At 74.3% G+C, this 13,093-nt stretch carries 13 protein-coding genes and 1 tRNA gene; 9 read left to right on the top strand and 5 right to left on the bottom strand.

Translation table 11 applies throughout. The features are described 5' to 3' along the window. Positions 1–234: 234 nt before the first annotated feature. Both GA0070609_RS04130 and GA0070609_RS04135 read left to right on the top strand, forming a co-directional pair. Entirely contained in the window at positions 235–669 is a 435-nt protein-coding gene (locus GA0070609_RS04130; RefSeq protein WP_157748052.1) for a hypothetical protein, read from the top strand. Positions 670–695: 26 nt separating this feature from the next. Beyond that, positions 696–1,100: a YjbQ family protein gene (locus GA0070609_RS04135; RefSeq protein WP_172899285.1), complete on the top strand. Its 405-nt coding sequence runs from the start codon at positions 696–698 to the stop codon at positions 1,098–1,100. A 154-nt stretch (positions 1,101–1,254) separates the two neighbouring features. On the opposite strand, the gene GA0070609_RS04140 is transcribed toward GA0070609_RS04135, so the two are convergent. The 5 genes from GA0070609_RS04140 to GA0070609_RS04160 form a co-directional block, all read right to left on the bottom strand. Further along, positions 1,255–2,928, bottom strand: coding sequence for an alkaline phosphatase D family protein (locus tag GA0070609_RS04140; protein ID WP_088992566.1), 1,674 nt, complete (start codon positions 2,926–2,928; stop codon positions 1,255–1,257). A gap of 125 nt (positions 2,929–3,053) precedes the next feature. Beyond that, positions 3,054–3,851 carry an ABC transporter permease gene (locus GA0070609_RS04145; RefSeq protein ID WP_231928531.1) on the bottom strand — a complete coding sequence of 266 codons (798 nt, stop codon included), beginning with the start codon at positions 3,849–3,851 and terminating at the stop codon, positions 3,054–3,056. Then, complete coding sequence (locus GA0070609_RS04150) at positions 3,838–4,749, bottom strand: ABC transporter ATP-binding protein (RefSeq protein ID WP_088992567.1); 912 nt, start codon at positions 4,747–4,749, stop codon at positions 3,838–3,840. Before GA0070609_RS04150 ends, GA0070609_RS04145 begins: the two co-directional genes overlap by 14 nt. Next, the gene (locus GA0070609_RS04155; RefSeq protein WP_088992568.1) at positions 4,742–5,221 is read right to left on the bottom strand and encodes a GbsR/MarR family transcriptional regulator; all 480 of its coding nucleotides are present in this window, start codon (positions 5,219–5,221) and stop codon (positions 4,742–4,744) included. Before GA0070609_RS04155 ends, GA0070609_RS04150 begins: the two co-directional genes overlap by 8 nt. Positions 5,222–5,299: 78 nt before the next feature. Next, positions 5,300–6,079: an AraC family transcriptional regulator gene (locus GA0070609_RS04160; RefSeq protein WP_088997481.1), complete on the bottom strand. Its 780-nt coding sequence runs from the start codon at positions 6,077–6,079 to the stop codon at positions 5,300–5,302. Positions 6,080–6,155: 76 nt separating this feature from the next. On the opposite strand from GA0070609_RS04160, the gene GA0070609_RS04165 reads away from it, so the two are divergent. From GA0070609_RS04165 to GA0070609_RS04195, 7 genes are all read left to right on the top strand, one after another. Beyond that, on the top strand, positions 6,156–7,625 hold the full coding sequence (locus GA0070609_RS04165; RefSeq protein ID WP_088992569.1) for an MFS transporter: 1,470 nt from the start codon (positions 6,156–6,158) through the stop codon (positions 7,623–7,625). 166 nt (positions 7,626–7,791) lie between these two features. Continuing rightward, complete coding sequence (locus GA0070609_RS04170; RefSeq protein ID WP_088997482.1) at positions 7,792–8,193, top strand: MarR family winged helix-turn-helix transcriptional regulator; 402 nt, start codon at positions 7,792–7,794, stop codon at positions 8,191–8,193. A gap of 51 nt (positions 8,194–8,244) precedes the next feature. After that, positions 8,245–10,722: a transketolase C-terminal domain-containing protein gene (locus tag GA0070609_RS04175; RefSeq protein ID WP_088992570.1), complete on the top strand. Its 2,478-nt coding sequence runs from the start codon at positions 8,245–8,247 to the stop codon at positions 10,720–10,722. 110 nt (positions 10,723–10,832) lie between these two features. Beyond that, on the top strand, positions 10,833–11,270 hold the full coding sequence (locus GA0070609_RS04180) for a DUF3052 domain-containing protein (protein WP_088992571.1): 438 nt from the start codon (positions 10,833–10,835) through the stop codon (positions 11,268–11,270). A 117-nt stretch (positions 11,271–11,387) separates the two neighbouring features. Further along, on the top strand, positions 11,388–11,855 hold the full coding sequence (locus tag GA0070609_RS04185) for a peroxiredoxin (RefSeq protein WP_088992572.1): 468 nt from the start codon (positions 11,388–11,390) through the stop codon (positions 11,853–11,855). Positions 11,856–11,934: 79 nt separating this feature from the next. Further along, a tRNA-Val gene (locus tag GA0070609_RS04190) sits at positions 11,935–12,009 on the top strand. Positions 12,010–12,161: 152 nt separating this feature from the next. Continuing rightward, the gene (locus GA0070609_RS04195; protein ID WP_197700212.1) at positions 12,162–12,875 is read left to right on the top strand and encodes a gamma carbonic anhydrase family protein; all 714 of its coding nucleotides are present in this window, start codon (positions 12,162–12,164) and stop codon (positions 12,873–12,875) included. The last annotated feature ends 218 nt before the right edge of the window (positions 12,876–13,093 follow it).

Raw genomic sequence — 13,093 nt, forward strand, 5'->3', positions numbered from 1 at the left:
GCGTTCCCTCGGTTGTGTGTGGGATAGGTCTCTAGCGCCATCCTGCCCCCTTGTGCCGCCTGCCGTCACGTCCACCGCCCCGAGACGCGACGCTCGACACAGGTACCCACCAGTAACTTTGCGCAATCGGCCGGCCGGGCCACGTTCCGCGGCGATCCGGCCGGCCGCGGGCCGCTCGCGCCGGGTGCCGGTCGCCCGCCGGGCGGGCTTGTCCGGCCTCCCTACCCTGCCGGCATGAGATGGCGACCGGTGGTGCTCGGCGGGGCGATGACCGCCGTCGGGGTGGTCGGCACGGCGGTCGGCGGGGTGGCCGGCTGGCTGGTGTCACCGGGGGCGTTCATGATCGCGGCGGCGGGCGCGACCCTGGCGCTGCTCGGGGTCGGGCTGATCCGGGACGCGCGGCGACCGCGCGGCCGCCGCCGCCCGCAGGACGCGGCGGGGGGCGCGCTGTACGCCGGCCCCACCGGGGACGTCGGCACGGACTACAGCGACCGCGACTACGGCCGGGACGACCCGGCCGGCGACCGGTCCGGCGCGGGTTCCGGCGGCGGCTGGTGGGGCGGGGGCGACTCCGGCGGCGGCTGGTGGGGCGGGGGCGACTCGGGCGGCGGCTGGTCCGGCGGTGGTGGCGGGGGCGGCGACTCCGGTGGCGGTGGCGGCAGCTACTGACCGCACCCTGCGGCAGAATGCGACGTATGCGCAGTGAGGTGATCAGCGTCCAGACCGGTTCCCGGCCCACCGTCCGGGACATCACCGGCGAAGCCGAGCGGTTCGTCTCCGGTCAGGGCGACGGTCTGCTGCACGTCTTCGTGCCGCACGCCACTGCCGGGCTGGCGATCATCGAGACCGGCTCCGGCTCCGACGACGACCTGCTCGCCGCGCTGGAGGACCTGCTCCCCGCCGACGACCGCTGGCGGCACCGGCACGGCTCGGCCGGGCACGGCCGGGACCACGTGCTGCCCGCGTTCCTCCCGCCGTACGCGACGCTGCCGGTGCTGGACGGGCGGCTGGCGTTGGGCACCTGGCAGTCGCTCTGCCTGGTCGACACCAACGGCGACAACACCTCCCGCAAGGTCCGCCTGTCCTTCCTCCCCGGCTGACCCCGGGCCCGCGCCGACCGCCGGCCCGCGAGCACGAACAGGGAAAGAGTGGCCATCCCAGCCGGAATGGCCACTCTTTCCCTGTTCGTGCGGTCGCCCTGGGTGCGCGTCCGGTACGGCCCGGGGGCGGGCGGCGGGGTGGGTCAGGGGTGGGTCAGGGGCGGGCGGTTTCCGCCTCGACGGTGCGGCGGCCCTCGTCGACGGCGTCGGCCGAGCGGCGGGCGGCGGCGGCCGGCAGCGGGTGGTCCGCGGTCAGGTGCAGGCCCGGCACCCGGTCCTCGATGACGAACCGGGCCCGGGTGTGCGCCGGCGCGCCCGGCCGGCTCACGTACGGCAGCACGTCGAAGTCGGCGGTGAGCTGACCCGGGGTGATCGTGGTGCGGACGTAGCCGCGCAGGTTGTTCTGGAACCGCAGGTGCGGGTTGAACGCCAGCCACGGGTGCGAGCCGGTCGCCGAGTCGGCCCCGTCGCCGCCCGAGGTGATCGAGGAGCAGACCAGTTCGCTGCCGACCGTGCGGGAGGTCGGGTCGGCGTAGTCGAGCTTCAGGTCGCTGGCCCAGTGCGCGTGCACGTCCCCGGTGAGCACCACCGGGTTGCGGACCCCGGCGGCCAGCCAGCCCCGGGTGATCCGGTCGCGCGAGGCGACGTAGCCGTCCCAGGCGTCCATGCTGGTGACGGTCAGCGGCCCGGAGTTGTTGTCCCGCTGGGCGAAGAAGACCTGCTGGCCGAGGATGTCCCAGCGGGCGTCGGAGCGGCGGAAGCCGTCCAGCAGCCACGCCTCCTGCTCCGCGCCGGTGATGGAGCGGGCCGGGTCGGCGGCCGCGGCGCAGTCCCGGTAGCCGTCGCCGCAGGCCTGGTCGTCGCGGTACTGCCGGGTGTCGAGCATGTGGAAGGTGGCCAGCCGGCCCCAGCGGACCCGCCGGTAGAGCTGCATGTCGATGCCGCGCGGCACCGAGGTCCGGCGCAGCGGCATGTTCTCGTAGTACGCCTGGAAGGCCGCCGCCCGCCGGGCGGCGAACTCCGGGTCCGGCGCCTCGGGCGTCTCGTCGGCCCAGTTGTTCTCCACCTCGTGGTCGTCGAAGACCACCACCCACGGCGCGACGGCGTGCGCGGCCTGCAGGTCGGCGTCGGTCTTGTACTGGGCGTGCCGCTGCCGGTAGTTGGCCAGCGTCCGGGTCTCCGGGCCCTCGTGGTCACGCGGGTTGCCGCCGGGCGCGTTGTAGGTGTCCGGCGCGTACTCGTACTGGTAGTCGCCCAGGTGCAGGATCAGTTCCGGCTCGGTCTCGGCCAGCCGGCGGTAGGCGGTGAAGTATCCGTGCTCGTACTGGGAGCAGGAGGCGAAGCCCATGGCCAGGGCGGCCGGCATGCTCCACGGCGCCGGCGCGGTGCGGGTGCGGCCGACCGGGGAGAGGTGGCCCTCGGCCCGGAACCGGTAGAAGTACTCCCGGCCGGGCAGCAGCCCGTCCAGCTCGACGTGCACGCTGTGCGCCGACCCGCGCCGCGCCCAGGCCACGCCGCGCCGGACGACGTGCCGGAACCGCTCGTCGGCGGCCAGTTCCCAGCGCACCGGCACCACCCGGTCCGGCATCCCGCCGAGGCCGTCCTCGGCCAGCGGCCGAGGCGCCAGCCGGGTCCAGAGCACGAAGCCGTCGTGGTCCGGGTCACCGGAGGCCACGCCGAGGGTGAACGGGTACGCCAGCCGGCGGGTGCCGGTGGACGGCGCCGGGCCCGCGGCGGGTTCCGCGCCGGCGGCCGCGGGCAGGCCGACGGCGCCGGCCGCGCCGAGCGCCGCGCCGCTCAACAGGATCGTTCGTCGGGACAGTGCCACGAATTCCTCCCCAGAGTCCGGTTCTTGCCGACCTGGGGAGCGTCCCGAGCGTGGGTGACCGCCAGATGACCGGAAGGGCTCCTCGTCGTCGCCAACGGCCGAACAAGGAGCCCTTTCCGGCTTGCTCAGACGGCGAGGTCCCGCCGGTCGAAGGCGACGGTGCCGGCGGCGACCAGCAGCACGGTGGTGCCGATCAGCAGCAGCGCGCCGGCCGGCTGCACCCCGTCGACCAGCGGCGAGCCGCCCAGGTACCAGTGGAACGGGGACAGCTCCCGTACCCAGGTCAGCCCCTCCACCTGCGGGAAGACCGAGTTCGCCAGGTAGCCGAGCACGGCCACCGCGGCGCCGGTGCCGAGCGCCGCGGCCCGTCGCCCGGTGGCCGCGCCGACGGCGAAGGCGAGCGCCGCGAAGGTCAGCCCGAACAGGGTGAGGTGCACGGTCATCGCCGCGAAGCCACCGGCGCCGATGCCGTCGAACTGGGCCGGCCCGCTCAGCGCGACCATGGCCAGGCCGAGCAGGACGGCCACCGCGACGATGCCGGCCGCCACCGCCGCGAAGCGCAGCAGCGCGAGCCGGGCCCGGCTGACCGGGTGGGCCAGCACCAGGTCGAGGGTGCCGGCCTCCTCGTCGCCGGCCACCGCCCGGGTGCCGGCGGCGATGGCGAAGACCGCTACCAGCAACGGCACCAGCAGGCCGTAGACGGCGCTGCCGAGGTAGCCGGCCGCGGTGGTGAGGTCGCTGTAGTTGAACGCCTCCAGCACCCCTTCCGGATACGCCGCCAGCGCCTCCTTCATCTCCGGCGTCTGCACCGTCGGCCAGAACGAGGCGTACATCGCGCCGACGGCGACGATCGCCACGGTCCAGCCGAGCAGCGACCGGCGCGCGTCGTGCAGCGCCTTGGTGAACGGGTCACGCAGCAACACGGGTGTCCTCCTCGCGGGCGTAGTAGCCGAAGAAGATCTCCTCCAGGTCGGGCTCCTCGGACAGCAGCCCGACGACGGTGTGCCCGGCCGCCGCCTTGACCAGCGCGTCGGCCCGCCCTTCGAGCCGGCACCGCAGGGTGGTGCCGGTGACGGTGACCTCGCTGACGCCGGGCAGGACGCTGAACTCGGTCTCGGTGACCGGGTCGGCGAAGTGGATCTCGACCTTGCGGACGGCCTGCTCGCGCAGCTCCTCGACGCGGGCGACGGTCACCAGCCGGCCCTCGCGGATGATGCCCACCCGGTCGGCGGTCTGCTGCACCTCGCTCATCACATGCGAGGACATGAAGACCGTCCGGCCGTCGGCCCGCGCCTCGCGCACCAGGGACAGGAACTCCTGTTGCAGGAACGGGTCCAGCCCGCTGGTCGGTTCGTCGAGGATGAGCAGCTCCGGTTCGTGCATGAACGCCTGCACCACGCCGACCTTCTGCCGGTTGCCCTTGCTCAGCCCCTTGATCCGCCGGCCGAGGTCCAGGTCGAGCCGGTCGGCCAGCTCCTCGATCCGGGCCCGGGGCACCCCGCCGCGCAGGTTGCCCAGGTAGGTCAGCAGCTCGCGGGCGGTCTGCCGGCCGTCGACGACGAAGTCGCCGGCCAGGTAGCCGACCCGGCGGCGCAGCGCCACCCCGGCGCGGCGGGGGTCCGCGCCGAGCACGCTGACCCGGCCGCTGGTCGGGCGGATCAGGTCGAGCAGCAGCCGGATGGTGGTGGACTTGCCGGCCCCGTTCGGGCCGAGGAACCCGTACACCTCGCCGGGCTCGACCCGCAGGTCCAACCCGGTCAGGCCGCGGTTGCGGCCGTACGTCTTGACCAGCTTCTCCGTCTCGATGGCGAGCTCAGCCATCGCGGTCTCCCTTCCCCTGGTACTCGGCCTCGAAGCGTTCGACGAGCTTGGGCACCTCGCGTTCGACGAACGCGTAGAAGTCGCGCATCACGCGCAGCCGCTCGCTGCCGGGGGCGTCCGCACCCCCGACCATCGCCAAGCCGCGTTCCATCAGCTCCCGGAACGCCCGGAACTTGGTGGCGTCGGCGGCGATCCGGATGATCGCGTCCGGCCGGACCTCGTAGGCGTGGCCGCGGTGGCCCGGCACCGGCACCCGGCGGGCCACGCCGCTGGTCTCCAGCAACCGCATGCCGGTGCTGACCGACCCCTTGGAGAGCCCGAGCCCTTCGGCGAGCTGGCTGCTGGTCTGCCACGGGGGGTCGCAGACCAGCAGCCAGCCGAGCAGCTTGCCGTATGCCGGCTGCAACCCGAGCCCGCTGAGGACGACGGCGGCGTCCTCGGCGTACCGGCGCTGGGCGGTCAGTTCCGTCATCATCTCCTCGTTCCGAACGTTCAATAAGTTCTGAACAAAGAGTACGCGCTGCGGCCGAGATGCGGAAGTCCGGGTGGGTCAGCCCTCGCGGAGCAGGTGGCGGAGCCGGCCCGGGGTCTGCCCCAGCTGGGCGCGGACCGTCCGGGTCAGGTGTGCCTGGTCGGCGAAGCCCAGCTCCGCCGCGACGGTGGCCAGGTCGGCCCCCGCGGCGAGCAGGTCGAGTGCCCGCCCGACGCGCAGCCGGTTGCGGTACCGGGTCAGCGGCACCCCGACCAGCGCCTGGAACGAGCGGCTCAGCCGGTACGGCGACACCCCGAGGGCTCGGGCCAGGGGCAGCAGTCCGGCCGCCTCGGGTGCTTCGTCGCGTACCGCCGCCCGGGCCGCGGCCACCAGCGGCCGGTCCCGCTCCGGCGCGCCGGGTGCCGGTCCGGCGGCTCCGGCGACCAGCCGGACCAGCCGCTCGGCGGCGGCGAAGTCCGGGTCGGGCTGGGCGGCGGCGCGTAGCAGCAGCCGGTGGGCCAGGTCGAGGCGGGCATCGACGTGCACCACGGCCGGTGCCGGCCGGTCGGCGAAGAGGTCCCGCCAGAGCCGTTCCGACAGGTGCAGCGAGGTGCAGTCGTCGCCGCCGGCCGGGTGGGCGAAACGCTCCTCCTCGCCGGGCACCGTCAGGTAGCCCACGGTCGGGTCGACGAACTCCTCGCCGCCGCGTCCGTGCCGCCGGAAGCCGCCGCGGCGGGTGAGCACCATCCCGTACGCCGAGTTGCGCTCGGGTGTCGACCAGCGGGTGTGGTCGTCGCGGCAGCGCACCGCCTGGATCCGGAAGTCCGGACGGCTGGCGAGCACGGTGCTGGTCCGCATGCCCGCCAGGGTAGCCAGCGCCGGCGGGCGCAAGGATCGACAAGACGCCGGGCCCGGCCGCCGGCAGGGTGGCGGAATGAGCGAGCCGAACTCGAAGCGGCGTGCCGCGCTGCTCGTCGTCCTGCTGACCGGGCAGGCGATGGCCTCGATGGACACCTCGATCGCCGCGGTCGCCGCGCCGACGATCCGGGCCGACCTGGCCGGCCCGCCGGCGCTGGCGCAGCTGGTGCTGGCCGGTTACACGTTGGCCTTCGCCGTGCTGGTGGTCACCGGCGCACGGCTGGGCAGCCGGCATGGTCCGGGCCGGGTCTTCCTGCTCGGCCTGGCCGGCTTCACCGTCGCCTCGCTCGCCTGCGGGCTGGCCCCCGGACCGGGCAGCCTGGTGCTGGCCCGGGTGGTCCAGGGCGCCACCGCGGCCCTGCTGGTGCCGCAGGTGCTGACGCTGATCCAGGCCCGGTTCGACGGCGCGGCCCGGGCCCGGGCCATCGGGGCGTACTCGATGATCCTGGCGCTCGGGGTCGCGGCCGGGCAGGTGGTCGGCGGTCTGCTGGTCACCCTGGACCTCGGCGGGCTCGCCTGGCGGGCCGCGTTCCTGGTCAACGTGCCGGTCGGGGTGCTGCTGCTGGCGCTGGGCCGGCGGGTGCTCGCCGCGGCACCGGACCCGCGCGGTCGGGAGGCGCTCGACCCGCCCGGGGTGCTGCTGCTCTGCACCGCGATGCTCACCCTGGTGGTGCCACTGGTGCTCGGCCGGGACCTGGGGTGGCCGGGGTGGTCGGTGCCGGCCGTGGCCGCCGCCGGCGCCGTCGGGCTCGGGCTCTTCCTGCGGTACGAGGACCGGCTCGCCCGCCGGGGCGGGGCGCCGCTGCTCGACGTGACCGTGCTGCGGCTGCCCGGCGTCGCGGTCGGCCTGCTGGCGGCCGCGACGGTGATGGGCTGCTACGCCGGCTTCCTGTTCAACCTCACCCTGTGGTTGCAGGACGGGCTGCGGATGAACGCGCTCGGCGCCGGGCTGGCCTTCCTGCCGTACGCCGCCGGGTTCGCCCTCTGCGGCCTGGGCGTGCCGCGACTGCCCGGGCGGTGGCGCGACGCCCTCCCGGTGGCCGGCCCGCCGGTGCTGGCAGTGGTGGTGCTGGCGGTCTGGGCACTGTCCCGGGACGGCTGGCCGTGGCCGGGAGCGGCCGCGTTGCTGCTGGTGGGCGGCGCCGCGCACGCCGCCGCGTTCAGCCCGCTGGTCGCCCGGCTGGCCGCCGTCGTGCCGGTCGGCGCGGCCGCCGCGCTCTCCGCGCTGGTCTCCACCGGCACCCTGCTGGCCGCCGTGCTGGGCGTCGCGCTCCTCGGCGGGCTCCACCTGAGCCGGTCGCCGGTGGTGGCCGCCACGGCGACGGCCGCGCTCCTGCTGGCGGGCGCCGGGGCCGCCCACCGCTCCCGCCGGGCGGCCCGGCTGGATCACCAGCCGGATGACCCCCGGGCGGCGGCCCGGCCGGATCACCAGCCGGATGACCGGCGCGACGGGTCGCGGCAGGAGCGGGCCACCTCGGCGAGGTAGTGGGCGCGGACGCCGGATCCGGCTGACCTGGGCCTGCTCAATAGTGGAGCCGCTCAACTATTCGCTGGCAAAGTAGGATGGGAGCGTGGCGCAGAGCACCGCTTCCTCCACCGGGCCCGACGTGGACCGGCCCTCCGGGCTGGCCGGCGACGCGGTGCGGCGGATCATGCACGTCGCCGCCGCCCTGCGGCACCACCAGGACGTCGAGATCGCCGCGCTGGGGCTGACCCCGGCGGTCGCCCGGGCCCTGCACGAACTCGACCCGGACCATCCGCTGCCCGCCCGCGACCTCGCCGAGCAGTTGCGCTGCGACCGCTCCAACGTCACCGCCCTGGTCGACAAGCTGGAACAGGCCGGGCTGGTCCAGCGCAAGGTGGACCCGGCCGACCGGCGGCAGAAGACCCTGGTGGTGACCGACGCCGGCCGCCGGATGCGGCAGCGGGTGCACGAGGTGATGTCCGACTCCCGACTGCTCGCCGGGCTCACCACCGACGAGCTGTCCACCCTTCGTGACCTGGTCTGGAAGGTCTCCGACGGCGGCTGCCCGGAGGCCTGCGGCACCGACTGATCCGCCCGGGGCGGTTCGTGTCCGACTGGGCGAGCCGGCCCATCGTCGGTAATGCTGTCCGACGTGACCACCCCGCAAGATCTCGACGACCGGCTCCGGGAGGCGCTGGCCGCGCTGGCCGCCCCCGAGCAGCGGCGTGACCCGGCCGAGCCGGTCACCGACGGCGCGGCGCTGACCGGCGCGCAGGCGCTCGACCTGTTCGACGCGCAGGTCACCAGCCGGCAGCTCGACCTCGCCGGGCGCTGGCTGCGCAGCTTCGGCGAGGGGTACTACACGATCGGCTCGGCCGGCCACGAGGGCAACGCCGCGGTCGCCGCCGCGGTACGGGCCACCGACCCGGCGCTGCTGCACTACCGCTCCGGCGCCTTCTACTGCGTCCGGGCCGCGCAGGTTTCCGCCGAGCCCGATTCCGCCGGCCCGGCGGACGCGACCGGTCCGGCGCGCGACGCGGCCGACGCCACCGCCGACCAGGACCCGGCCGCCGCCGACGGCGCGGACGCCGCCGGAAGTGGCGAGGCCACCGCCGGGCCCGCCGGGGACCGGCCGTTCGCCCGGGGGTACGCCGAAGCGGCGCGGGACGTGCTGCGCGGGATGGTCGCCTCGGCGCGCGAGCCGATCGCCGGTGGCCGGCACAAGGTCTTCGGCCGCGCCGACCTGGCGGTCGTGCCGACCACCTCGACCATCGCCTCGCACCTGCCGCGCGCCGTCGGGATGGGGCTGGCGGTGGAACGGCTGCGCCGGCTGGACATGGCCGGGCGGCGCACCGGCACCGGGGTGCGGATCGGCAGCGGCGGCGGCGCCGAGCACGCGCCCTGGCCACCGGACGCCATCGTGGTCTGCTCCTTCGGCGACGCCTCGGTCAACCACGCCAGCGCCACCGCCGCGTTCAACACCGCCGGTTGGTACGACCACACCGGCCTGCGCATCCCGGTGCTCTTCGTCTGCGAGGACAACGGGCTGGGCATCAGCGTCCGCTCCCCGAGGGGCTGGGTGGCCACCGCGTTGCAGGCCAGGCCGGGGCTCCGCTACTTCGCAGCGGACGGCACCGACCTGCGGCGGGCGTACGAGGTGGCGGCGGAGGCGGCCGCCTGGGTGCGCCGGCACCGGCGGCCGGCGGTGCTGCACCTGAGCACCGTGCGGCTGATGGGGCACGCCGGCGCGGACGTCGAGACCGCGTACCGCGGGGCCGAGGAGATCGCCGCCGACCTGGAGCGGGACCCGGTCGTCGGCACCGCGCGGCTGCTCGTCACGGCGGGCGTGGCCACCGGTGCTGACCTGCTGGCCCGGTACGACGAGATCGGCTGGCGGGTGCGGCGGATCGCCGAGGAGGTGCTCGACGAGCCGAAGTTGACCGCCCCGGCCGAGGTGGTCGCCCCGCTCGCGCCCCGGCGGCCGGTGCGGGTGGCCCGCGCGGTGGCCGACGCGGCGGCCCGGGCCAGCGGCCCCGGCGCGGCCGCCCGGGCGGAGTCGTTCGGCGGCAAGCCGCCCGAACTGGCCGGCCCGCTGACGCTGGCGCAGAGCATCAACGCCGCGCTCGCCGACGGGATGCTGGACCACCCGCAGATGGCCGTCTTCGGCGAGGACGTGGCCGCCAAGGGCGGGGTGTACGGGGTGACCAAGGGGCTGCGGGACCGGTTCGGGGCGGCCCGGGTCTTCGACACGCTGCTCGACGAGACGTCGGTGCTCGGGCTCGGGCTCGGCGCCGGGCTGGCCGGGATGCTGCCGGTGCCGGAGATCCAGTACCTGGCGTACCTGCACAACGCCGAGGACCAGTTGCGTGGCGAGGCGGCCACCATGCAGTTCTTCTCGCAGGGGGCGTTCCGCAACCCGATGGTGGTGCGGGTGGCCGGGCTGGCGTACCAGGAGGGCTTCGGCGGGCACTTCCACAACGACAACTCGGTGGCCGTACTCCGGGACGTGCCGGGCCTGGTGATCGCGGTGCCGGCGCGGCCGGACGACGCCGCGCCGATGCTGCGGACCTGCCTGGCCAGCGCGGCGGTGGACGGCAGCGTCTGCGTCTTCCTGGAGCCGATCGCGCTCTATCACACCCGCGACCTGTACGCCGAGGGCGACGGGGAGTGGCTGGCCGGCTATCCCGAGCCGGGCGCCTGGGTGAGCGGGCACGTGCCGATCGGCCGGGCCCGGGTCTACGGCGTCGGCTCGGCCGAGGACATCACGATCATCACCTTCGGTAACGGCGTACGGATGTCGCTGCGCGCGGCCGCGACGCTCGCCGACGAGGGGATCGGCACCCGGGTGGTCGATTTGCGCTGGCTGGCGCCGCTGCCGGTGGCGGACATCATCCGGGAGGCGGCCGCGACCGGGCGGGTGCTGGTGGTGGACGAGACCCGGCGGTCGGGCGGGGTCGGCGAGGGGGTCATCGCCGCTCTGGTCGATGCCGGATATGTCGGTGCGGCGCGGCGAGTCGCCGGAGTTGACTCGTTTGTACCATTAGGTCCGGCGGCACGTCAGGTTCTGGTCTCCGAGGAAGCCATTACCCAGGGTGCCCGTACGCTCCTGGCACGGTAAATTCCGTTCCACCCGGTGCGCCACTTGCGCGGGGAGCCACAACTGTGTGGACTTTGCCTGACGGCGTCGCCGACGTCGGCAGCAGGGATGAGATGAGGAGGCACGCGACAGTGAGCGCGACCGCTGGTCAGGCCGCCGACGGGGTACGCAGCCTGGCGGACCGGTTCGGGATCGAGCCGGGGATGGTCGTCATGGAGATGGGGTACGACGACGACGTCGACCAGGATCTCCGGGACGCCCTGACCGACCGCTGTGGAGAGCTGGTCGACGAGGACACCGACGAGGTGGTCGACGCGGTGCTGGTCTGGTACCGCGACGGCGACGGTGATCTCTTCGAGCTCCTCGTCGACGCCCTCGGCCCGCTGGCCGACAACGGTGTCGTGTGGCTGCTCACGCCCAAGGCGGGGCGCGAGGGGCACGTCGAGCCGAGCGAGATCGCCGAGTCCGCACCCACCGCCGGCCTCCAGCAGACCTCGACCGTCAACGCCGGCCGGGACTGGAGCGGCGCCCGGCTCGTCCTGCGCCGCGGCGCCAAGAGCCGGAAGTAGGCCGGCTCCGCCCGTCCGGCAGCCGCTGCCACCGGCGGCCGCACCCGGCAGCCCGGCCCGGCCGCCGCCGGGTGTGACAGGCTGGGTGCCGTCCCGACTTGATCCCCAGGAGCTGGCATGCCGATCGAGGTGGGCGCCGAGGCGCCGGACTTCGTGCTGAAGGACCAGAACAACCAGGAGGTCCGGCTCTCGGACTTCCGCGGCCGGCGCACCGTGCTGCTGGTCTTCTACCCGCTCGCCTTCACCGGTACCTGCCAGGGTGAACTGGCCGAGGTACGGGACAACCTCGACGACTACGTCAACGACCAGGTCCAGGTGCTGACCGTCAGCGTCGACTCGGTCTACAGCCACAAGGTGTGGGCCGACCGGGAGGGCTACCAGTTCCCGCTGCTGGCCGACTTCTGGCCGCACGGCGCGGTCGCCCAGGCGTACGGCGTGTTCAACGAGACCGCCGGCTTCGCCGACCGGGGCACGTTCGTGATCGACAAGGCCGGCCTGGTCCGCTTCGCCGAGCGCAACGGCCCGGGCGAGGCGCGCGACCAGCAGGCGTGGCGCAAGGCGCTGGCCGAGGCCGCCGCGGCCTGACCCGGTCGGGCACGCCGTGCGACCGGGCCGGTGGCGGGCAGGGTAAGCTTGCCAACCTCCGGCCCCGTACGGGCGTTCCGGGCGCGTAGCTCAGTGGGAGAGCACTCGCCTTACAAGCGAGGGGTCGCAGGTTCGAAACCTGCCGCGCCCACCAATCACCACCAGCATTAACGCCGGCACACAAGATCAGAGAACCGGCCGATGACAGCAACGCCGGGGAACTGGAGACGTCCCTCCTGCTCCATGTCGCCCCAGAACTGATCAAGGCGGGCAACGAGACTGCCGACTGGACAGCCGACGACTGTAGTGCCTCAGATCGCGGATGCCACGTCTGAAATCCGCCAGCATGCTCGCGGTCAGTCGGGCGACGATCCGTTCGTGATCGCTGAAACGCGGGGAATCCGCATCCGGCATCGCGGGCGTGAGCCGCAGGTCCATCCCACCGCCTACGTCGCCCCGACGGCCACGCTGGTCGGTGATGTCCGCGTGGGCCCGAGGGCGCGGGTGATGTACGGTGCGGTGCTCGATGCCGAGGGGTCTCGGATCGAGGTCGGGGAGGCGGCGGTGATCTGCGAGAACGCGGTGTTGCGCGGGTCTGCGGTCGCCGGCGATCAGCCGGTGCTTGTCGACGACCATGTCTTCGTGGGGCCGCATGCCACGCTGCTGGGTTGCGAGGTCGGCAGGTGCGTCTATGTGGCGACCGCGGCGACGGTCCTGCAGTGCGCGCGGTTGGGGGCCGGCTCGGTTGTCGCAGTTGGCGCGCTCGTCCATGCGCGCACCGTTCTGCCGGACGAGTACTTCGTGCCGCCGCACACCGTGGCGCTTGACGCGCCGGTGCGGCTGCTGGCCCCGGGCGATCCGGGCTTGGCCGAGGCCGTCGGCCGGGTGGGCTTCGCGCAGGTGGCGTTCGGGGTCGATGCGGAGTGGACCGACCGGATCAACCGGTACGAGCACATCGCGGAGGTGCGCGTCGCCGAGTTCGGCGCGCACGCGGACGATGAGGTTCTGAATCTCGGCTAGCGCCGCACCGTTCGCCGCCTACGACCTGGCCAAAGACAAGCTCTAGGCCAATCAAGCCGAAGAAGAACCGGACCAGGTCCGTGCCATGGCGTCGGGATGCGGACGTATCCGAGCTAGGTCGCGCGATCAAGCGACTGACGGCCCCCTGAGGCCTGGACCGAGGCCGCCCGTGCAGCGGGGCCGCCCGGTTTCAGGCCAGGCCGCATATCCGAATTCAC

It is taken from the genome of Micromonospora echinaurantiaca (genome assembly GCF_900090235.1).
In the GTDB taxonomy this organism is placed as follows: domain Bacteria; phylum Actinomycetota; class Actinomycetes; order Mycobacteriales; family Micromonosporaceae; genus Micromonospora; species Micromonospora echinaurantiaca.